Raw genomic sequence first — 20,241 nt, 5'->3', positions numbered from 1 at the left:
GCAGCCCGGCGATTGCCTGGAGCTGCGTCGCGAGAAGGTCAACGCAGTCAACGAGCGCGCCCTCCTCGTGGGCAGAGAGGTGACCGTCGCGGCTACGTGCCGACCCGCTGGTGGACTGCGTGCACCGGATCATGGAGCGTCCGCACGAATTCGTGGTCGTTCGGGTGAACCCGGTGGAGGCGGACATCCACATACGTCTGCTCGTCCGCCTCGACCGCGAACTCGTGGCCTGTGGAGGGCGCGGCCCGGAAGCGGCCTCAACGTCGCCGGGGCGCGCCGAGATCCCACCACTCGCCGGGCTGTTCCTCCCGGACGATTCGCGCGGTGAACTCAACCTGGCCCAGGTTGCAGAACTTCCAGAGTTCCTTGGCCGCCCGCGTGTACTGGAAGATCACCTCGTCGACCTCGAACGCGTCGATCTCACCTGCCTGAAAGCGTTCGATCGCTGGCTGGACGCGACGGACGAGCTCGCCGAGTTGCTCCTCGTGATAAGTGGCGACGGTCTGGCGAGCGGCCCGACGATCGGATCTGGCGGACACATTCCGAGGGTAGACGGGCCGGGACGTGGCCGCACCTAGCAACTTTGGACGGCGTCTCGCTCCCAACTGGTAGGCACCGGGAACTCGTGAGACGGGAGTTGCGCGTCGAGGTCTCTACGACCTGAACTAGGGCTCATCCGGCCCATGGCTTCGGGTCAGGTCGGCTCGCGGCTCGCGATCTCGTCAGACAGTTGCTGCACATGGGCCGGGTCCGCCTCCCGGGCAAGGGCGACGTCGTGGTCCATGACGGCCGGCCGGTGGCGCACGGGCAACGTCCGTCTTGGGGCGAGTCGTGTGAGCTCGGTGATCGTGAGGTCTTCGTCTGCGATACCGCGGAACGAGATGCCGTCGGCGGTCTCCACGTCGAACATCAGGACCACGCGTGGATTGCCGTCGCTGCTGACCTCCCGCCAGTCGACGAGAACGCCGAGCGCAAGGCCCCCCGTACGCAGTTCCACATTGCGCTTCCATGCATCACAGCTCAGGAGCGGATTCGGGGCGACGCCCGGGAAGTCGGGCCCGACGCCGAGCGATCCCGACCACCGTCGCATCGCCCCGTCAGGGGCGCGCAACGACGAAGGTCGCTCTGACCTGCGAAAACGACTACAACGTCCCGGGACGGGAGTTCCTGCATCTCATGCAACTCCCGATAGTTCATCGCCGACAACTACTTCAGTCGTCCTGCGGTGGCGGCGGCTAAGGGAGGTCTGCCGTCAGGCGCCGCTCGTGGCCCACTCGAGCACCGAGATCCCCTTTCCTGGTGGTGTGGCGCTTGCTGCGAGGTCGGACTGTGGAGAGGATGTGCCTCCAGCACCTTCGCTGGCCGTCGTGAGGAGTGCTGATGGACATCATCGATCCGGCAATCCGAAGGCGCGAACGGCTGGACGGGGCCGTCGGCGATCCGCGAAACCTCCTAGCTGCAGGGACTGCCTGGGGTCTTGGGGCGGTGGGTGCTGTGGGCATCGGCGTTTTCATGGCGTTCGCCGTGGGAATGTGGCGCGCGACAGCCGTCAACTACTCCCTGAGACCTGGCGAACTAGGGCAGCCCTGGATCGTCAGCACCGTCTTCACCATCGGACTGCTGATGGCGGGCCTGGGTCTGCCGTGGGGAGCCGCCCGATTGGATGCATTTCGGGCGGCGTCCGGCAGCGGAGGCCCCGCACTTGCGCTCGGAGCTGCCGGTGCCACCGTGGGCGTCCTGATCAGTACACGGACTTGGGTCGCCCCGGACCGGGTGGGCTGGAAAGTGTCGGAGTTCAGTGCCCCTCGCGCTTGGGGTTGGGGGGACTGGGTTCTCTACTACGCCGATAGATGGCTACCTGCCCTCTTCGGTGCACTCACCGTTGCCCTGAGCCTCACCGCCATCAAGGTAGTCCGCGCAGGCGCGGCACGCGCACGGACCCGGGAGAGGCTGCTGCGCGAAGGAGTGCGAACCTCGGCATCGATCAGCGACCTGCGGATCCACTACTCCAGCGATGACAACGGAAGCCGCAAGGTCGCCGGGGCCACCGCCACAGTCACCTACATCGATCGTCGCGGTACCCAACGCTGGGTCGAGCGCAAGCACTCGGACGCGTCCCTGATGGTCAGGGGTGGCCAGGTCGAGGTCATCTACGACCCCCACCAGCCCGAGGACGACAGCTCCGTGTTCGTCGCCTTCACCCGCCGTCCAGCGGCTCTTGACTGGGTCTAGCCCGCCCGGCGTTGTGCCGGGCGGGAACCGCGGATCGAGATCGCGTGACCGACGAGCCAGTACGTCATCGTCAGCGTGGAGCGACTCGTACCCGCGGACCGTGTTCGGCCGCAGGCCGCGCCTGGCGAGGTAGCGCTTGGAGAACGCCCGGACCGTGTTGGTTGCCGCCTCGCGCTCACGCGGCTCTGCCGTTCCTGGGCTTTGCGAGCAGGGGTTAGGGGTTCGAGTCCCCTAGGCTCCCACCATCTTCGGATCGGCGATTTCGACCCGCCCGCTCATCTCGGCCTCTAGCCTCGTCGTCATGTCTCGCGGTCGCTCGCTTCTGACGGCGTACGGCGCCGCGTTGCTCCTCGTGCTCACGACCCTGTTCGCGGTGTCACCCGCCCGCGCTGCCGGTCCGACCGGAACGCTGACGATCCACGTGGTCGACGCCGCGGGCCAACCGTTGAGCGGCGCGGTGGGGGTCTATGACTCGACACCGGGCGAGAGCCAGGGGCTCGGGACCAAGGCGTCCACCTTCGAGTTCAACCTGCCGCCGGGCAGCTACGCCGTCTACAGCATGAGCACCTGGGGTGGCCTGGTCTGTCGTGGATTGGTCACCTGCGACAACACGACGGGAGTCGTCACGGCCACGCACCCGCTCGACCCCGCGACCGCGCTGACGGTGACCGAGGGTGGGAACACCGAGCACACCCTGCAGGCCGCCGTCCCTGCGACGGTCACCGGCAGCCCGAGTGTGGGCGGCAAGCTGAAGGTCGCGCTGTCGGAGCCGGTGCAGAACCTGGTCGCGATGTTGAACAACTTCGGACTCGGCGGAGCCGTCGAGTACCAGTGGCTGCGCGATGGTGAGGCCACCGGCGTCGGCACGGCGACCTACTCACCGAGGGTCATCGACGCCGGCCACACCCTGTCGGTGCAGCTCCAGATGACCGGACTCATGACGTTCCAGCTGGGTCAGGGGTGGGGCGGCGACATCGGCCCCCGGACACTCCCGGTCGGCACCGTCGGACGCGTCCCAACCACGGCCCGCGCGACCCTCAACCGCTCGCCGATCCGCGCGAATCAGCGGGCCGCCTTGCGGATCGACGTCACCGGGGCGACCGAGATCGTCACCGGGAAGGTCACCGCGACCGTCGGCAGACGGACGTGGAGGCTGACGCTCCGCAACGGCTCGGCGCGGCTCCGGGTGCCCAAGCTGAAGAAGGGCACGTACGTCGTACGCGCCGTCTTCGCCGGGGACTCGAGCTACCTCCCGTCGACCGCACCCCCGCGGAAGCTGGTCGTCAAGCCGGTCAAACGCAAGCCCAGGAGTCGATGACCATGGTTGGGAGTTCGCTGCGTCGCGTCGCGACCGCGGCCGTCGGCGCGATGGTGGGCGCCCTGCTGACCGGCGGACCGATGGCGGCGGTCGATCCGCCCGGGACGCTGCGGGTTCACGTCGTCGACAGCGCAGGCGCGCCGATCCGGGGCGTCGTCTCGGTCTACCCCGCGGGCGGCGGCAACGTGGCGAGCCCGCAGACCGCCACCTCCGACGCGGAGTTCAGCGTGCCGCCGGGGACGTACGGCGCCCTGTCCATCACGGGTTGGGGAGGGCTCAACTGTCGGGGTCTCTCGCCGTGTACCCAGGCCGCGCTCGCCGGGCCCGGCCCGAAGCCGGTCGACTCGGCGACAGCCCTGACGGTCACGGCCGGCGGGATCACCGAGGTGACGATCCAGGCACCACCCCCGGCCACGCTCTCGGGGACACCGGCGGTCGGCGGAGCACTGACCGCGACACTGTCAGAGCAGATGCAGAACATGGTCGAGTACCTCGTGGCGGCCGGGAACGGTGGAGCCGTCGCGTACCAGTGGCTCCGTGACGGCGAGGCGGTGCCCGGCGGTTCGTCCGCGACGTACCGGCCAACGGTGGGCGACGCCGGGCACGTCCTCGCACCGAGGCTGTCGATCACGGGCGTCATGGCGGCCGCCATCTCCCTCGGGTACGGCGCCGACACCAGTCCGATCGTTCTCGCCGGGTCGACGGTCGGGCGCGTGGCCACCAAGGCATTCGTCACGATCACCAGACCCCGCATCACGACCGCTCAGCGAGCCGCGCTACGCGTCGACGTGACGAACGGTAACGCATTCGTGTCCGGGACCGTGGTCGTCAGGGTGGGCAAGCTCTCCCGGGCGCTCACCCTGCACAACGGGGTGGCGCGACTGCGACTGCCGAAGCTCAAGAAGGGCAGGTACGTCGTACGCGCGACCTATCGGGGCACGACGACGTACCTGCCGTCGAGCTCGCCGGAGCGGAGGTTCGTCGTCATGCCGGTCAAGCGCACCAGGCACTGATGTCACCGGACCCATGCGGTCCGAAATGTCTAGACGGGTCGGTCCAGGTGACGGGATCCTCCTCGGACCGGACCCGCGCGGGGTTCAATCCAAGCGACTCTGTCCAGGCTCAGGCCTACCCCCGCTGAAGGAGCTTTCGTGCGTGCACGACTCGCCAGACTTGCAGTACTGACCGCCACCACCAGCTTGGTTGTCGCCGGAGCGGTCGGTGCCGTCCCCAGCGCCAGCGCCGACCCGGCCCCCAGCCCCAACCTGGTCGTCAACATCGTCGACACCGCAGGCAGCGCGACCAAGGGCATGGTCATGCTCTGGTCGATCTCCGACCCCGAAGCCGGCCCGATCCCCCTCGGTGAGGAGGATCCGGATAGCGGTGCCCCTATCTTGGCCAGCAGCTACCAGGCCTTGGTCCCCCCGGGGGACTACGCCCTCTTCGCGATCACGGGTTGGGGCGGGACCATCTGCCTCGGTGTGTCGCCCTGCTCGATCTCGACCATCTCGACCGGGCCCCTGGGTGGCCCGGGGTCAATGCCCAACCTGACGGCCGGCGTCACCGTGCCCGTCTCCGGCGCGGCTACCGTCAACCTCTCCAGTGGACTCCCGGCACTCACCGGCAGCGGCATCGTCGGACAGCCCCTGACTGTCGACTTCCCCGCAGGCTTCGACGACCTGCAGACCCTGATGAACTCCTATCTGGGGGTATACGGCGCCATCCTCGGGACCACGACCGCTGCGCCGGGCGTCGTGTGGACCCGCAACGGCCAGGCCATCCCCGGCGCGACGGGCACGACCTACGTGCCGACGGCCCAGGACGTCGGAAACCAGGTGGTGGCGACGACCAGCTACAACCTGCTCCTCGCCGCCTTGCTGGGCTCGATGAGCCAGGGCACGTTCCAGGTCCCGGCGCCGTTCACGACCACCGGCATCACCGTGAAGAAGGTCGCAACGGCGATCAGCCTCAAGGTGCCGGCGAAGATCAAGTTTGGGAAGCGACCGACGGCACGGATCACGGCTAAGACGGGCACGGCCGACCTCTCAGGCTGGACGACCCTGAAGATCTCCGGTACCAAGGGCCAGCAGCGAGTCCTGGTGCGGAAGGGCTTCGCCCAGGTCAAGCTGCCGAAACTCAAGCCCGGCAAGCACAAGGTGACCGCGACCTTCATCGCCACCAACGTGTATGTCGCTTCGCAGACGACCGAGAAGATCGTCGTCCAGAAGAAGAAGAAGCACAAGAAGTAGTCGACGGTCCCTACCGACGAAGTGGGTGAGCGGGCTGCGTACGCTGAACGCGTGTCCAGCCCGCTCGCCCCTCGCTACTGGGGCCTGCACCTCCTGGCGATCGTCCTGGTCGGGATCGCGGTCGTCCTGGGCATCTGGCAGTACGACGCATGGCAGGCGCACCGCAGCGCGAAGGCCGTCGACCTCACCCACGCCGAGCCGGTCCCGCTCGACGAGGTCATCGGGCCCGACGACCCGTTCCCGGGCACCAAGATCGGACAACCGGTCACGGTCGCGGGGACCTGGGTGCCGGACGGCACGGTCTACGTCTCGGGCCGGGTGCAGGACGGCGAGGACGGCTACTGGGTCGTCACTCCGCTGGCTGTCGACGGCACCGACGACGCCGCGCTGCCGATCGTGCGCGGCTGGGTCGTCGACCCGGCCGACGCGCCCGCCCCGCCGACCGGTGCCACGACCCTCGACGCGTGGCTCCAGCCTCCCGAGGGCACCGGCGAGGTCGATGACGACCCGACCGACGACGTACTCCCCCAGCTGCGCATCGCCGATGTGATCCAGCACGTCGACCAGGACCTCTACGGTGCGTACGGCGTCGCCACGGAGCCCGAGTCCGGACTGGACCCGGCGAGTATGGAGCAGCTCCCCGACGTGGGTGCCTTCACCGGGATCCGCAACCTGCTCTATGCCATCGAGTGGTGGTTCTTCGGTCTCTTCGCGGCCTTCATCTGGTGGCGCTGGGTGACCGAGACGACAGCCGAGGGCCGGACGGCGACGCAGGCCACCGAGGCGGCGACCCCCGATCCGTAGGCTGTGCTCGTGAAGCTGTTCAACGTCTATCGAGTGCTTGCCTTCGTCGTCGGCGTGCTGCTGGCCTTCTGCGCCCTGGTCGCCGCCCCCCTGAAGTACCTCACCGAGGAGGGCAGCAGCCTCCAGCAGTTCGGCGAGTCCGCCAGCATCATGTGGCTCTTCCACGGCTGGATCTTCATGGTGTACGTCGTCGTCGCCTTCCTGCTGGCCCGCCGGGCGCGCTGGTCGGTCGGCTTCACGCTCCTGATGCTGGTGGCCGGCCTGGTGCCGCTGCTGATCTTCTGGGTCGAGCACCGGGTGACCCAGAAGGTACGAGCCGAGAACCCCGAGCTCGTGGAACCCTCACCGGCGTGATGATGCGATGACGACGGCGTTCGTGCTCGGGGGCGGCGGCGTCCTCGGCGCGGTCGAGGTCGGCATGCTGCGGGCGCTCTTCGAGCGCGGCATCACGCCCGATCTGGTACTCGGCACCAGCATCGGTGCCCTCAACGGCGCGATGGTCGCCCGCGACCCCGACGCCTCGGTGATCCCCAAGCTGACCGCGTTGTGGCAGCGCGCCGCGTCCGAAGGCGCGGACGTGTACGGCGACAGCCCGCTGCGCACCGTGCGGCGGGCCGTGTCGACCGGCACGCACCTGTGGTCGGCCACCCCGCTGAAGCAGGCGCTGGTCGACGAGTTCGGAGACCTGACCTTCGAGGACCTGCCGATCCGGTTCCAGGTGTGCGCCGCGAGCATCGAGCGCGCCGCCGAGCACTGGTTCGACTCCGGACCGGTCGTCGACGCGGTTGTCGCGAGCGCCGCCGTACCCGGGCTGCTGCCGCCGGCCAAGGTGGGTGACGAGCACTACCTCGACGGCGGCATCGTCAACTCGATCCCGCTCGGCCGCGCCGTACAGCTCGGGGCATCGCGGGTCTTCGTGCTCCAGGTCGGCCGGATCGACCGGCAGCTGACAGTGCCGAAGCGGCCGTGGGAGGTCGCGAAGGTCTCGTTCGAGATCGCCCGGCGGCACCGCTTCAACCGCGAGCTCGCCGAGCTGCCTGCGAGCGTCGAGGCGCACGTCCTGCCGGCGCGAGGCACGTCGGGCAAGGACGACAGCGTGCTTGGCAGCCGCGACTTCTCGGGGGTGCAGGAGCGCATCGACCTGACCTACGAGGCGACCGTGGCCTACCTCGACGAGCACCTCGAGTCATGATCTGGGTCCTGCGGCGCTGCGTCATCGCGCCGCTGGTGGTCGCCTTGGCGGCTCTGGTCTGGTTCACCCTGCCGCTGTGGCTGATCGGCGCAGCAGCGATCTCGCCGATCGTGCCGGGGCGGCTGCGCCCGCTGCGGATCTTCTGGATCGTGATCGTCTACCTCACCTGCGAGGCGCTGCTGCTCATGGTGATGTTCGGGCTGTGGATCGCCTCTGGCTTCGGATGGCGGCTGCGGTCGGCGTACTTCGAGGGCATCCACTACGACCTGGTGCAGGGCACGATGTGGGTGTTCTTCCGCGAGGCCCGACGCGTGCTGAGGCTGAGCATCGAGTCCGAGGGTCCCGGTCCGCTCGAGCACGCCGGCCGGCCGATCCTGGTGTGCTGCCGGCACGCCGGCCCGGGCGACTCGTTCGTGCTCATCCACACGCTGATGGCGTGGTACGCCCGAGAGCCGCGGGTGGTCCTGAAGGACACGCTGGCGTGGGACCCGATGATCTCCGTGGTCCTGAGCCGGATCCCGGCTCGCTTCATCACGCCGAACCCGGGACCGAACGAGAACCTCGAGGCGCAGATCGCCGAGCTCGCGACCGGGCTCGACGGCAACGACGCCTTCGTGATCTTCCCCGAGGGCGGCAACTTCACGCCGCAGCGTCGGCAGCGGGCGATCGACCGGCTCCGGCGGCTGGGGATGGAGCGGATGGCCAAGCGCGCCGAGCGGATGATCCACGTGCTCGCGCCTCGGCCGGGTGGGTTCCTCGCGGCACTGGACGCCGCTCCCGAGGCGGACGTCGTCCTCGTAGCGCACACGGGCCTGGACCACATGGTGACCGTCGGCGAGGTGTGGCGCGAGCTGCCGATGGACAAGCGGATCGTCATGCGCTGGTGGCAGATCCCGCGCTCCGAGATCCCGGCCGGCCGCGAGGAGCGGATCGAGTGGCTCTTCGGCTGGTGGGAGCGGAGCGGATCGACACCTGGATAGACAAGAACCGACCGGTGGAGCTGCCCACCGGTCGAGCGGGGACGCGTCAGCGGACCCGCTGATGGTGGTCGAGCGAGCCGCGCGACTGAGGGACGAAGTCGCGACCGGGGTGTCGAGACCCGGCGAGTCGCGGGCTCGCTCGACCGCCCTTACTTCTTCTCGTCGACCTCGACCACGTCGGCCGGGTCGTCGGGCGTGGTCACCGGGTGCGGGGACTCCGCCTGGTCGGCGATCGCCTCGCCGGGCGAGGCACCGGCCTCGTCGTCCTCGGTCCGAGCCGCGGGCGGCGGGGTCGGCACGGGTGCGGGCGCCGGGGTCGGCGAGTAGGAGGACTGCCAGTTCTGGCTCTCCTTGCCGCCCCGCAGGCGGGAGGCGATGAACGCCGCCGCCGCGGCGATGCCGGTGAAGAGGACGAGCTTCTTGAGCTTGCCGCCCTTCTTCTTCTTGGGCTCGGCGACCTCGGACACCTTGTCGGCCGCAGCCTCGGCACCGGCGGCGGCCTTCTCGGCGGCGTACGCCGCGCCCTCCGCGATCTTCTCGGCGGCGACGGCAGCGCCCGCGGCGATCGCGGGGCCGGCCTTGTCGCGTGCGTCGGCGAGGTACGGCGCTGCCTTCGCCTTCGCGTCGGCGAGCGCCGGGCCTGCCTTGTCGCGGGCAGTGGCGACAGCCGCCTCGAACTGGGGCTTGACCTGCTCGACGTACCCGTTGACCGTGTCACCGGCCTGGTCGAGGATCGACTTCTTCTTCCGCAGACCCATGAGCTTCCTCTCGTCGTGTCCCTGGCTCATTCGATCATGTCACTCGCGACCGAACCAGGGTCCGGCCACCGAGCGGGCGGCTTGCCGAGCGTGCGAGGATCGGACGGCACAACCGCACCGCGTACGTCCGTGGTGTACCCACCAAACGTGAGAGGCAGTCATGGCGGACCAGCAGGCCATCTTGAAGACCAACCGGGGCGACATCACGATCAACCTGTTCCCGAACCACGCCCCCCAGACGGTCGACAACTTCGTCGGGCTCGCCCAGGGCACCAAGGAGTACGACGCCGGCAACGGCAAGACCGGCCCGTTCTACGACGGCTTGATCTTCCACCGCGTCATCGAGGGCTTCATGCTCCAGGGCGGCTGCCCGACCGGCACCGGCACCGGTGGCCCGGGCTACACCTTCAAGGACGAGCCGCACCCCGAGCTCACCTTCGACAAGCCCTACCTGCTCGCGATGGCCAACGCCGGACCGGGCACCAACGGCTCGCAGTTCTTCATCACCGTGGCACCGACGACGTGGCTGAACTTCAAGCACACCATCTTCGGTGAGGTGGCGGACCAAGCCTCACGCGACGTCGTCGACGCCATCGGCACCACCCCGACCGGACCCGGCGACAAGCCGAAGGACCCGGTCGTGATCGAGACCGTCGAGATCGTCGGCGCCTGACCGACCGAACCACCTCCCGATGACTGATCAACCGGCTCCCGCCGGGGTGCCGACCTGCTATCGCCACCCCGGCCGGGAGTCGCACATCCGCTGTCAGCGCTGCGACCGGCCGATCTGCCCCGACTGCATGCGCGACGCCGCTGTCGGGTTCCAGTGCCCGGAGTGCGTGGCCGAGGGTCGCAAGACCACCCGCAGCGGGCGTACGGCGTTCGGCGGGCTGCGTCCCACGAACGCCTCGACGACGACGTTCGTCCTGATCGGCATCAACGTCGCCGTCTGGCTGGCGATCCTCGCATCCGGGGCCGGTTCCAGCCGCTTGGTCGACATCCTGGCGCTGCGGCCCAACGGGCTGTGCTCGGTGCCTGGCCAAGGCGGCTTCGACGTGACCCGTGCGCTGTGCACCGGCAACGGCGAGTGGCTGCCCGGCGTCGCCGATGGCGCCTACTGGCAGCTGATCACCAGCGCGTTCACACACGTGCAGCTGCTGCACATCGCGTTCAACATGTTCGCGCTCTACCTCTTCGGCCCGCAGCTCGAGCTGTTCTTCGGCCGAGTGCGCTACCTCGCGCTCTACTTCATCAGCGCCCTCACCGGCTCTGCCCTCGTCTACTGGGCCGGCCCCGAGTACACCCCGACCGTCGGTGCATCCGGCGCGATCTTCGGGTTGATGGGCGCGCTGCTCGTGGTCTCGCTGAAGATCCGGGTGAACGTCCAGGGCATCGTCGTCCTGCTCGCCATCAACTTCCTGATGACGGCGACGATCAGCAACATCTCCTGGCAGGGCCACGTCGGCGGCTTCGTCGGCGGCATCCTGGTGGCGGCCATCCTCGTGTACGCCCCCCGCCAGCATCGCGCGGCGTACCAGTCCGCCGGCCTGGCCGCCCTCACGGCCGTCACGGTCGTGGCGATCCTTGTGCGTACTGCTCAGCTGAGCTGAGCGGGCGGGTTTCCCCGGCCGCCCGGGGAAACCCGCCGACACGCCGGTGCAGCAGCGGCGCGGCGGCGGGTTTCGGCTGCCCACCCCGAGGCGTCTCGTTCTCCACACCTGTGCACTCACCTGTGGAGAACTACACGCCTGTAGTTCTCCACACATGTGCACACAGGTGTGGAGAAATCAGCAACGCCGGCCGGTCCTGTGCGGACCGACCGGCGTCGGAGCTGTACGGCGCGGAAACCCCGCGCGTCTCCGCTACTCCCAGCGAGTGGCGAAGGTGAAACCGACGGCCATGAAGGCGATGCCGACGATCAGGTTCTTCTGCCCGAGATCGTCGAAGACCGGAATGCTGCTCAGGTCGTTGCTGAAGACGTAGTAGGTGCAGATCCACAGCAGGCCGATCACGAAGCACCCGAGCATGCCCACGACGACGCCGCGACCACGACCGAGCGGCGTCGACGGGTGGGCCGACACGACCAGCCCGATCATGATCAGCCCGAACCCGATCAGGTAGTTCCAGTCGCCGAGGTCGCCCATGAACTTGGGCTTGCCGTCATCCGTGGCCGGGATGGCGGTCGGGTCGAAGACGATGTAGTAGTACGCGATCCAGGCGATCCCGAGCGCCATCAGGACCAGCGCGATGATGAACCGCGGGGACGCCAGCGGTCCTCGCTGGGGGGCGAGAGGGTCCTTGGCCTTGAGCTTGGACACGGGTGCTCCTGGATCGTTCGTGAGATCGTGCGGGGCCCGTCGTGATGCAGGCCATGCTCTCGTCCGTTCCGGGGCGGGACGGACTCCGGGATACCTTAGTCAACGTGAGCGCCGGATCCCACGCGAGGGGCACCGGGTCGAGTGACCCGGACCACAGTCGACGCCGGATCCGGCTGCCCCGGCGTCCGGCTCAGAGCCGTCCGGATCATGGTCGCGGTCGGCTGTGGCGCATCGGTACGCCGCTCGTCGTGCTCGCCTGCGGCGGCCTCTTCGTCGTCAGCGCCAACAACAGCGAGGGCACCGATCTGCGGCCCGGGCGCTACACCGATCTCGCCGCGCTCGTCGAGGACGAGGCGGACAGCTACGCCGCGCTGCGCGACCGGGTGGCGGCTCTCGACGCCCAGGTCACCATGCTGAGCACCGCGGTGAGCGACCGCGACGTCAACCGCTACCAGCGCAAGATCGGGCGCCTCCGCGACCCCGCCGGCCTGGAGCCGCGTCGCGGTCCCGGGGTGACGATCGTGCTGTCCGACGCGCCCGCGGACGTCATCAACTCCACGACGGGTGACGTCAATCCGCTGCTGGTGCACCAGCAGGACATCCAGGCGGTCGTGAACGCCCTTTGGAAGGGCGGCGCCAGCGCCGTCACGATCCAGGGCCAGCGCGTCGTCTCCACGACCGGCATCAAGTGCGAAGGCAACTCCGTCCAGCTCCAGGGCGTGCCCTACCCGCAGCCCTACGTCATCCAGGCCGTCGGCGACCAGAGCGCCCTGCGCTCGGCCGTCGACAACGACTCCTACCTGGCCGCCTACCGCGAGGACGCCGCGGACCCCGAGATCTCGGTCGGGTGGGAGCTCGCGCTCGAGAACTCACTGACGGCGCCGGCGTACGACGGCCTCACCGACCTCAGCTACGCCGTCCCGCTCACGAACAAGACGTCCTAGCCCCTCGGACCTCGGGAGCGCAGCGCCGGCGGCGGGACCACCGGAGTCTCGGACGGATCCACGGACGGGGTGTCGCTGGGGTTAGGCGTCTCCGGCGGCGGCGCCACGAAGCTCGAGACGACGATGGTGATCGTCGAACCCGCCGACGGGGTCTCACCCGCGCGCGGGCTCTGGTCGATGACGGTGCCGGCCGGCTCGGTCGTGTCGGCGTTGGTGATCACTCGTGGCTCGAAGCCCGCGTTGCGGATCGCCGTCTCTGCGTCGGCCTGCGGCTTGCCCACCACGTCCGGGACCTTCTCGCGGCCGTCGGAGAACCACACGACGATCGTGGTGCCCTCCGCGACCGTCTGGCCCTGCGAGGGCTCGGTGCGGGTCACCGTGTTCTTGTCCTCGTCGGACTCCTCCTCCCGGAGCTCCACCTCGAAGCCCTGGGCGACCAGCGTGGTCTCGGCGTCCTTCTTGTCCTGTCCGATCAGGAACGGCACCTCGACCTGTGGCTTGCCCAGCGAGATCACGAGATCGACCGTGGAGTCGGGGTCGACGTACTTGTCAGGGTCCGGGCTCTGACGGATCACCTTGCCGGAGGGCACCTCGGCGCTGGCCTCGCGGTCGATCGTCCCGACGGCGAGCCCGGCGTCGCCGATCAGCGCACGCGCCTGCTTCTCGGTCTTGTTGATGACGTTGGGGGCGGGCACCTGGTCGGGCGCCTTCTCGAAGAGCCCCGACATCAGGTACGCCGCACCCGCGAGCAGCACGACCAGCAGCAGGCCGAGCGCGATGATCAGCCCGGTGCGGCTGCGTGGCTCCTCTTCCTCGTACGCCGCCACGGGCGCCGCGACGGCGGTGGCTGCCGTCGGCGGCGGTGTGGCCACGATCGGTGGCGGGATCGGCGCCTGCACCGGCCGGCCACCCAGGTAGCGCTCGATGTCGCTGCGCATCGCGGCGGCGGACTGGTAGCGGTCCTCGAGGCGCTTCGCCAGCGCCTTGAGCACGATCGCGTCGATCTCCGGCGGGAGCTCGGTGTCGTGGTCCGACGGGGGCAGCGCAGGCTCACGGACGTGCTGGTAGGCGACGGCGACCGGACTGTCACCGACGAACGGCGGGCGCCCGGTGAGGAGCTCGTAGAGCAGGCATCCGGCGGAGTAGACGTCCGAGCGGGAGTCGACGGTCTCGCCGCGAGCCTGCTCGGGGGAGAGGTACTGCGCGGTGCCGACCACGGCCGCCGTCTGCGTCATCGTCGACGAGGCGTCGCTGATGGCGCGGGCGATGCCGAAGTCCATCACCTTCACGTCGCCGCTCGGGGTCAGCATCACGTTGCCGGGCTTGATGTCTCGGTGGATGATCCCGGCGCGGTGGCTGTAGTCGAGTGCGGAGAGCACGCCGCTGGTGATCTCGAGCGCGCGCTCCGGCAGGATCTTGCGTCCCTCGCGGAGGATGTCGCGCAGGGTGCGGCCGGCCACGTACTCCATGACGATGTAGGGCTGCGAGATCCCCGAGCCGTCGGCCGCGGGCTCTTCGCCGGTGTCGTAGACCGCGACGATCGCCGGGTGGTTCAGCGACGCCGCCGATTGAGCCTCACGCCGGAAGCGGGCCTGGAAGGTGGCGTCGCTGGCCAGATCGGTGCGCAGGCGCTTGACGGCGACGACCCGGCCGAGGCGGGTGTCGGTGCCCTTGCGGACCTCTGCCATCCCGCCGCGGCCGAGGAGCTCGCCGAGCTCATAGCGCCCGCCGACGAGGATCGGCTGTTGGTTGTTCACGGTGACCTTGCCTTAGCTGCTCGGGGGGGTGCTGTTGCTGGGGGTGTCGGCGGCCGCCGACTCGCTCGGCGTGGGTGTGTCGGACTCGGTCGGCGTGGGGGTCGGCGTGGGGGTCGGCGTGGGGGTCGGCGTCGGCGGTGGCACCGGACCCCAGAACGTGACGGTGACGGTGTCCCCACGCTCGAGGGCACCCGTCGGGTTGACGCTCTCGACGTCGCCCTGGATCTGGTCGCCGGGGTTGTCGATCCGCTGGGTCTCCACCCTCAGGCCGAGGTCGGCGAGCTCGCGCTGGACGTCGTTGAGGGGCCGGTTGACATAGTCGCTCTCGTCGATGCGCACCGTGGTGTCCTCGGTGGCACTGGTGGTCGGCTCGCTGGGCGACGGAGCCGAGGACGACTGGCTCGGCGTCGCGCTGGTGTCGTCGGTCGGGTCCTCGTTGTTGCCGTCCCGGTTCATCAGCAGCAGGACGATCACCACTGCAGCCACGATGGCGATCACCGCCACGACCGGCCACATCCAGCTGCGCCGCTCCTCCTCGTACGCCGGGGTCGACGTGGTGGGCGGCGGGGCCGGGGCGATCACCTGGGTGGCGGGCGCGGGCGCGGGCGGGGGCGCCACGACGCGGGTCGCGGCGGTCGCCGGGTTGCGCAACGCGGCCGCGAGCTCCGCGCCGTCGGCGAACCGCTCAGCGGGGTCCTTCGCCAGCGAGCGGCGTACGACGGCGGCCAGGTCGGCCGGGACCGAGGCCGGCAGGTCCGGGATCGGGTCACGCAGGTGGGCCAGCGCGGTCGCGACCGCGGTCTCGCCGATGAACGGCCGTCGTCCGGCCAGGCACTCGAAGGCGACGACGCCCAGGGAGTAGACGTCGGAGGCCGGAGTGGCGGTCAGACCCTGCGCCTGCTCGGGGGAGAGGTACTGCGGGGTGCCCATCACCTCGCCCGTGCTGGTGAGCCCGACCCCCTCGGCCGCGCGGGCGATGCCGAAGTCGGTCACCTTGACCTGCCGGTCGGGGGTGACGATCAGGTTGGCCGGCTTCACGTCGCGGTGCACGATGCCGTTGGCGTGCGCGGCGCCCAGCCCGTCGGCCGCCTGCGCGAGCAGCTCGCGGACCGCCAGCGGGTCCATGGGCACGTCGGGGCGCATCACCGCCGACAGCGGCTGGCCCTCGACCAGCTCCATCACCAGGAAGGGACGGCGGGTCTGCGAGCCGTCGGTCAGGTTCGCCTCGCCGACGTCATAGACCGTGGCGATGTTGGGGTGGTGCAGCGACGCCGCGTGCTGGGCCTCGGACTCGAAGCGCACCCGGAAGGTCGGGTTGTCGGCGTACTCCGTCTTGAGCAGCTTCACGGCGACCTCACGGTCCAGGAGGGTGTCGGTCGCCCGCCACACCTCACCCATGCCGCCCGTGGCGATCCGCGAGTCGAGCCGGTAGCGCCGAGAGTCGTCCGCGAAACCGAATGGTGTCTGGCTCACTTGATCACCGCTTCCATGACTGCCTTGGCGATGGGGCCGCCGTACACGCCGCCGGCGATCTCGCCGCGGGGGATGTCGGCCTTCTGGATCATGACCGCGACGGCGACCTCGGGGTTGTCGGCCGGTGCGAACGAGATGTACCAGGCGTACGGCGGGACGTCGTCGATCCCGCTCTGGGCGGTGCCGGTCTTGCCGGCCACGTCGATGCCGGGGATCGCACCCGGGGAGGCCGTGCCGTCGGCGACGGTGTCGACCATCAGCTTGGTGACCTCGTTGGCGGTGTCCGCCGAGACCGCCCGGGAGAGCTCCTCGGGGTCGGTCTTGCTCAGCACGTTGAGGTCGGCCGACTGCTCCTCGTCGACGAGGTAGGGCTTCATCACCGACCCGTCGTTGGCGAGACCGGCCGCGACCATCGCCATCTGCAGCGGGGTCGCCGCGACCTCGAACTGCCCGAAGCCGGTCTGGCCGAGCTCGGCCTTGTCGATGTCCTCGGGGAACACCGAGTCCGCGACCGGGGCCAGGTCCGAGAAGTACTCACCGGCGTCCTGGTTGAAGCCGAACCCCTCGGCGGTCTTGGCCATGTCCTCGGCGCCGACCTCGCCGGCGATCTGGGCGAAGGTGGTGTTGCAGGACTGCTCCATCGCCTGGCTGAACGGGATCGTCGCCCCGTTGGCGCCGCAGCTGCGCCCCTCGTTGTCGATCTCGCCGCTCTCGCCGCTGGTGAGCGGGAGCTGGTAGGTCACGCCGCCGGGCACCTGGGAGTCGGCGGTGTAGAGGCCCTTCTCGATGGCGGCGGCCGCGGTCACGACCTTGAACGTGGACCCGGGTGGCAGCCGTGTCTGGATCGCGCGGTTGACCAGCGGCTGGGCGGGGTCGTCGTTGAGCTCCTGGGACTTCTTGGCGACCGCGCCCAGGTCGTGGGACGCGAGCTTGTTGGGGTCGAAGGTCGGGAGCGAGACCATCGCCAGCACCTTGCCGGTTGTCGGCTCGAGCGCCACGACCGAGCCCTGGACGCCGGCGCCGAGGGCGGAGAGCCCGTCGTACGCCGCCTGCTGGGCCTTCGGGTTGATCGTGAGGGCGACGTTGCCGCCCTTGGGCGGGTTGCCGCTGATCAGGTCCACGAAGTTGTTGACGAACAGCCGCGAGTCGTCGCCCGACAGCACCGAGTTGGTCGAGCGCTCGATGCCGGTGGCGCCGTAGTAGGAGAAGTAGCCGGTGACCGGCGCGTACTGGAGCGGCTTGGGATAGGTGCGCTGGAACTTGTACTCGTCGTTGGACTTCACGCTCTCGGCGACCGGGTCGCGGCCGGTCACCAGGATGGCGCCGCGCTCCTGGGAGTACGCCGCGACCTGCACCCGCCGGTTGAGCGGGTTGTCGTTGAGGGCGCCGGCCTTCCAGTACTGCAGGTAGGTGGCGTTGACCATCAGGGCCAGGAAGAGGAGCAGGCAGAAGATCGAGACAGTGCGGATCGGCTTGTTCACGAGCTCACCCCGAGTCGGACCACCTGGGTGTCGTCGGTGCTCATCGCGGCGGTGTCGTCGGAGATCGACGGTAGCGGGCGCCGGGCCTGGTCGGAGATGCGGAGGAGCAACGCGATGATCACCCAGTTAGCGACGAGGGAGGAGCCGCCGTACGAGAGGAACGGCGTGGTGAGTCCGGTGAGCGGGATCAGTCCGGTGACGCCGCCGACGACCACGAAGACCTGGAGCGCGAAGACGCTGGCCAGACCGGTCGCCACCAGCTTGCCGAAGGCGTCGCGGCAGATCAGCGACGTGCGCAGCGCCCGCTCGACGATGAGGCCGTACATCATCAGCACCGCCATGACGGCGGTGAGGCCGAGCTCCTCGCCGATCGAGGACACGATGAAGTCGGAGTCGGCGTAGGGCACCCGGTAGGGGTCGCCGTTGCCGAACCCACGGCCGATCAGGCCGCCCCAGCCCATGCCGAACTTGGCCTCGACCGGCTGGAAGCTCTTGCCGCCCTGCTCGTCCGTGTAGAAGTCGAACGGGTGCTGCCAGATGTCGAAGCGGATCCGGACGTGGCCGAAGAGGAAGTAGGCCAGCGCCGCGCCAGCGATGAACATCAGCCCTCCGACGACCAGCCAGCCCGGTCGCTCGGTGGCGACGTACAGCATGATCAGGAAGAGCCCGAAGAAGAGCAGGCTGGAGCCCAGGTCGTGCTGGAAGACCAGGATCCCGAGGCTGACCAGCCACATCGCGAGGATCGGCCCGAGGTCGCGCCCGCGGGGCAGGTCGACGAACAGCACCCGGCGGCCCGCGAGGGCGAGGGCGTCGCGGTGTAGCACCAGGTAGCCGGCGAAGGCGATGACCAGCAGGACCTTGGCGACCTCACCCGGCTGGAAGCTGAACGGGCCGAGGTGGATCCAGATCTGCGCGCCGTTGATGGTGCGGCCGAGGCCCGGCATCAACGGCAGCAGCAGCAGCACGATCGCGGCGAGACCGCTGGTGTAGGTGAAGCGCTGGAGCACGCGGTGGTCGCGGATCGCCAGCAGGGTGACCACGAAGAGGGCGACGCCGAGCGTCATCCAGATCAGCTGCTGCTGGGCGAAGTCGTGCGGCTTGTCAGCCGCCTCACGGGCGAGGTCGATGCGGTGGATGACGGCGAGACCGAGCCCGTTGAGCGCCGCGACCACGGGGAGCAGCACCGGGTCGGCGTACGGCGCGACCAGGCGGATCACGATGTGCGCGCCGATGACCAGGCCGGCCAGCCAGCCGCCGTACGCGAGGATGTCGGGAGGGACCTCCCCCTGCACGCCGATGCCGACCGCGGCGTACGCACCGATGCCGACGGCGAGCGCCAGGATGAGCAGGAAGAGCTCCGCGCCCCGCCGGCGGCGGTGCACGAACCCCATCAGCGTGGATGACTGGGCCATCAGCCGGTCGTCCCCGGCTCGGTCGTGGCAGGTTCCTGGTTGGCCGCGAGGTTCTGCACGGTCTTCTGCGCGTCGGCGAGGTCCTTGGCGTCGATGCCGGTCTGGACCTTGCCGGCGTCGAAGTTGCTCAGTCGGTCCAGCTCGACGTCGGTCGTCTGGTAGGGCTCGGACAGGTCGAAGCCGCCGATCGAGGCGTTGAGGCCGCGGAAGATCACGACCGACCCGTCCTGCTCGCCCACGTAGTACTGGTGCTGGGACCACGACCACAGGCCCGCGATCGCGACCCACCCGAGGCCGATCACCACGGCGGCGGCGAAGAGGCGCTTGGCCCACACGTAGCGGCGAGGCGGCCGCGGCGCGTAGCGGACCGCCTCCGGGTCCGAGTCGATGGCGTCGTACGGCGCATCGTCGGGCAGATCGGAGGGGACGGGGTCGAGCTCGCCGGTGTCGCCCGAGCGGTGCCCGCGGAAGAGCCCGCCGGTGCGGCCGCGCTGCAGCCGCTTCTCGGCAGCCGCCCCGACGACCAGGGCTTCGGGAGCGTCGCCGGTCTCGTCGCCGATCTGGTGGACGTCCGCGACGACGCAGGTGACGTTGTCGCTGCTCCCGGCCTCCAGGCTGCTCCGGACCAGCTCGACGGCGGCGTACTCCGGGCTGCCGGTCGACAGGATGTCGGCCATCCGGGCGTCCTCGAGCACGCCGCACGCGCCGTCGCTGCAGACCAGGAGCCGGTCGCCGGGCACCACGTCGAGGATGAAGAGGTCGGGCTCGCTGTCGCTGACCGCGTCGATCGCCCGCATGATCAGGTTGCGGTGCGGGTGGACCCGCGCCTCCGCCTCGGTGATACGGCCCTCGTCGATGAGGGTCTGCACGAAGGTGTGGTCGACCGTGAGCTGCCGGATGGCACCGTCGCGGTAGAGGTAGGCGCGGCTGTCGCCGACGTGGCCGACCGCGATGCGGGTCCCGTCGAAGGCGAGCACCGTGGCGGTGGTGCTGGTGCCGCTGAGCGCCGGGTCCTCGTCGACGAGCTCCACGAGCCGGTCGTGGGCCCGGTGGATGGCACCCGCGACGCGCGCCAGCAGCTCGTCGGAGGAGTCGCTGCCGGGTGGCTCGTCGAGGCGGCGCAGCTGGGTGATGGCCGTGGCCGAGGCGATGTCACCGCGGGCGGCGCCACCGACCCCGTCGCAGACGGCGAGCAGCCACGGACCGGCGTACCCCGAGTCCTGGTTGTCGCGCCGTACGCGCCCGACGTCGGAGACCGCGCCGAAGTCGAGCCGGAGGCGCGGCAACGCGGCGGGTGCCTCAGCAGGCTGGTCGGACATCCCC

At 69.7% G+C, this 20,241-nt stretch carries 20 protein-coding genes; 12 read left to right on the top strand and 8 right to left on the bottom strand.

Annotated elements, in window-relative coordinates; genetic code table 11:
- Window positions 1-119 precede the first annotated feature (119 nt).
- Complete coding sequence (locus tag ABEA33_RS17960) at window positions 120-578, top strand: hypothetical protein (RefSeq protein ID WP_345528287.1); 459 nt, start codon at window positions 120-122, stop codon at window positions 576-578.
- Window positions 579-694: 116 nt separating this feature from the next.
- On the opposite strand, the gene ABEA33_RS17955 is transcribed toward ABEA33_RS17960, so the two are convergent.
- Window positions 695-1,111, bottom strand: coding sequence for a hypothetical protein (locus tag ABEA33_RS17955; RefSeq protein WP_345528286.1), 417 nt, complete (start codon window positions 1,109-1,111; stop codon window positions 695-697).
- A 269-nt stretch (window positions 1,112-1,380) separates the two neighbouring features.
- Between ABEA33_RS17955 and ABEA33_RS17950 the strand changes: the two genes are divergently transcribed.
- The 8 genes from ABEA33_RS17950 to ABEA33_RS17915 all read left to right on the top strand — a co-directional run bounded on the left by ABEA33_RS17950 (window position 1,381) and on the right by ABEA33_RS17915 (window position 8,775).
- Window positions 1,381-2,232 (top strand): DUF3592 domain-containing protein, encoded by an 852-nt coding sequence (locus ABEA33_RS17950; protein WP_345528285.1) that lies wholly within the window; start codon window positions 1,381-1,383, stop codon window positions 2,230-2,232.
- Window positions 2,233-2,533: 301 nt separating this feature from the next.
- Window positions 2,534-3,550: an Ig-like domain-containing protein gene (locus ABEA33_RS17945; RefSeq protein ID WP_345528284.1), complete on the top strand. Its 1,017-nt coding sequence runs from the start codon at window positions 2,534-2,536 to the stop codon at window positions 3,548-3,550.
- Window positions 3,551-3,552: 2 nt separating this feature from the next.
- Window positions 3,553-4,563 carry an Ig-like domain repeat protein gene (locus ABEA33_RS17940; protein WP_345528283.1) on the top strand — a complete coding sequence of 337 codons (1,011 nt, stop codon included), beginning with the start codon at window positions 3,553-3,555 and terminating at the stop codon, window positions 4,561-4,563.
- Between the two features lie 138 nt (window positions 4,564-4,701).
- Window positions 4,702-5,799: an Ig-like domain repeat protein gene (locus tag ABEA33_RS17935; RefSeq protein WP_345528282.1), complete on the top strand. Its 1,098-nt coding sequence runs from the start codon at window positions 4,702-4,704 to the stop codon at window positions 5,797-5,799.
- A gap of 51 nt (window positions 5,800-5,850) precedes the next feature.
- Window positions 5,851-6,603, top strand: coding sequence for an SURF1 family protein (locus ABEA33_RS17930; RefSeq protein WP_345528281.1), 753 nt, complete (start codon window positions 5,851-5,853; stop codon window positions 6,601-6,603).
- A gap of 9 nt (window positions 6,604-6,612) precedes the next feature.
- Window positions 6,613-6,957, top strand: a complete 345-nt coding sequence (locus ABEA33_RS17925; protein ID WP_345528280.1) for a DUF3817 domain-containing protein — start codon at window positions 6,613-6,615, stop codon at window positions 6,955-6,957.
- A 7-nt stretch (window positions 6,958-6,964) separates the two neighbouring features.
- Window positions 6,965-7,795, top strand: a complete 831-nt coding sequence (locus tag ABEA33_RS17920) for a patatin-like phospholipase family protein (protein WP_345528278.1) — start codon at window positions 6,965-6,967, stop codon at window positions 7,793-7,795.
- On the top strand, window positions 7,792-8,775 hold the full coding sequence (locus ABEA33_RS17915) for a 1-acyl-sn-glycerol-3-phosphate acyltransferase (RefSeq protein ID WP_345528277.1): 984 nt from the start codon (window positions 7,792-7,794) through the stop codon (window positions 8,773-8,775). The genes ABEA33_RS17920 and ABEA33_RS17915 overlap by 4 nt, the downstream gene beginning before the upstream one ends.
- A gap of 149 nt (window positions 8,776-8,924) precedes the next feature.
- On the opposite strand, the gene ABEA33_RS17910 is transcribed toward ABEA33_RS17915, so the two are convergent.
- Window positions 8,925-9,563 (bottom strand): hypothetical protein, encoded by a 639-nt coding sequence (locus ABEA33_RS17910; RefSeq protein WP_345528276.1) that lies wholly within the window; start codon window positions 9,561-9,563, stop codon window positions 8,925-8,927.
- A gap of 130 nt (window positions 9,564-9,693) precedes the next feature.
- Between ABEA33_RS17910 and ABEA33_RS17905 the strand changes: the two genes are divergently transcribed.
- Window positions 9,694-10,206 carry a peptidylprolyl isomerase gene (locus ABEA33_RS17905; RefSeq protein ID WP_345528274.1) on the top strand — a complete coding sequence of 171 codons (513 nt, stop codon included), beginning with the start codon at window positions 9,694-9,696 and terminating at the stop codon, window positions 10,204-10,206.
- Window positions 10,207-10,225: 19 nt separating this feature from the next.
- Window positions 10,226-11,143: a rhomboid family intramembrane serine protease gene (locus ABEA33_RS17900; protein ID WP_345528273.1), complete on the top strand. Its 918-nt coding sequence runs from the start codon at window positions 10,226-10,228 to the stop codon at window positions 11,141-11,143.
- Window positions 11,144-11,395: 252 nt separating this feature from the next.
- Here ABEA33_RS17900 and ABEA33_RS17895 read toward each other — a convergent pair whose 3' ends face one another.
- Window positions 11,396-11,851 (bottom strand): cell division protein CrgA, encoded by a 456-nt coding sequence (locus ABEA33_RS17895; protein ID WP_345528272.1) that lies wholly within the window; start codon window positions 11,849-11,851, stop codon window positions 11,396-11,398.
- 104 nt (window positions 11,852-11,955) lie between these two features.
- Here ABEA33_RS17895 and ABEA33_RS17890 point away from each other — a divergent pair, with 104 nt between their 5' ends.
- Window positions 11,956-12,795, top strand: a complete 840-nt coding sequence (locus ABEA33_RS17890) for a DUF881 domain-containing protein (RefSeq protein ID WP_345528271.1) — start codon at window positions 11,956-11,958, stop codon at window positions 12,793-12,795.
- On the opposite strand, the gene pknB is transcribed toward ABEA33_RS17890, so the two are convergent.
- The 5 genes from pknB to ABEA33_RS17865 are packed head-to-tail and all read right to left on the bottom strand — an operon-like array spanning window position 12,792 to window position 20,237.
- Window positions 12,792-14,552, bottom strand: coding sequence for a Stk1 family PASTA domain-containing Ser/Thr kinase (pknB, locus tag ABEA33_RS17885; protein ID WP_345528270.1), 1,761 nt, complete (start codon window positions 14,550-14,552; stop codon window positions 12,792-12,794). The two genes, ABEA33_RS17890 and pknB, sit on opposite strands and share 4 nt — an antisense overlap.
- A 12-nt stretch (window positions 14,553-14,564) precedes the next feature.
- Window positions 14,565-16,025: a serine/threonine-protein kinase gene (locus ABEA33_RS17880; protein WP_345528269.1), complete on the bottom strand. Its 1,461-nt coding sequence runs from the start codon at window positions 16,023-16,025 to the stop codon at window positions 14,565-14,567.
- Window positions 16,022-17,506 (bottom strand): peptidoglycan D,D-transpeptidase FtsI family protein, encoded by a 1,485-nt coding sequence (locus tag ABEA33_RS17875; protein ID WP_345528268.1) that lies wholly within the window; start codon window positions 17,504-17,506, stop codon window positions 16,022-16,024. Before ABEA33_RS17875 ends, ABEA33_RS17880 begins: the two co-directional genes overlap by 4 nt.
- Window positions 17,503-18,918, bottom strand: a complete 1,416-nt coding sequence (locus ABEA33_RS17870; protein WP_345528267.1) for an FtsW/RodA/SpoVE family cell cycle protein — start codon at window positions 18,916-18,918, stop codon at window positions 17,503-17,505. Before ABEA33_RS17870 ends, ABEA33_RS17875 begins: the two co-directional genes overlap by 4 nt.
- Window positions 18,918-20,237: a PP2C family protein-serine/threonine phosphatase gene (locus ABEA33_RS17865; RefSeq protein WP_345528266.1), complete on the bottom strand. Its 1,320-nt coding sequence runs from the start codon at window positions 20,235-20,237 to the stop codon at window positions 18,918-18,920. Before ABEA33_RS17865 ends, ABEA33_RS17870 begins: the two co-directional genes overlap by 1 nt.
- Window positions 20,238-20,241 lie beyond the last annotated feature (4 nt).

This window comes from Nocardioides endophyticus (assembly GCF_039543845.1).
GTDB lineage: Bacteria > Actinomycetota > Actinomycetes > Propionibacteriales > Nocardioidaceae > Nocardioides > Nocardioides endophyticus.
Note: the sequence above shows the minus strand (reverse complement) of the source record. Positions and strands in the feature narration are given on the sequence as shown.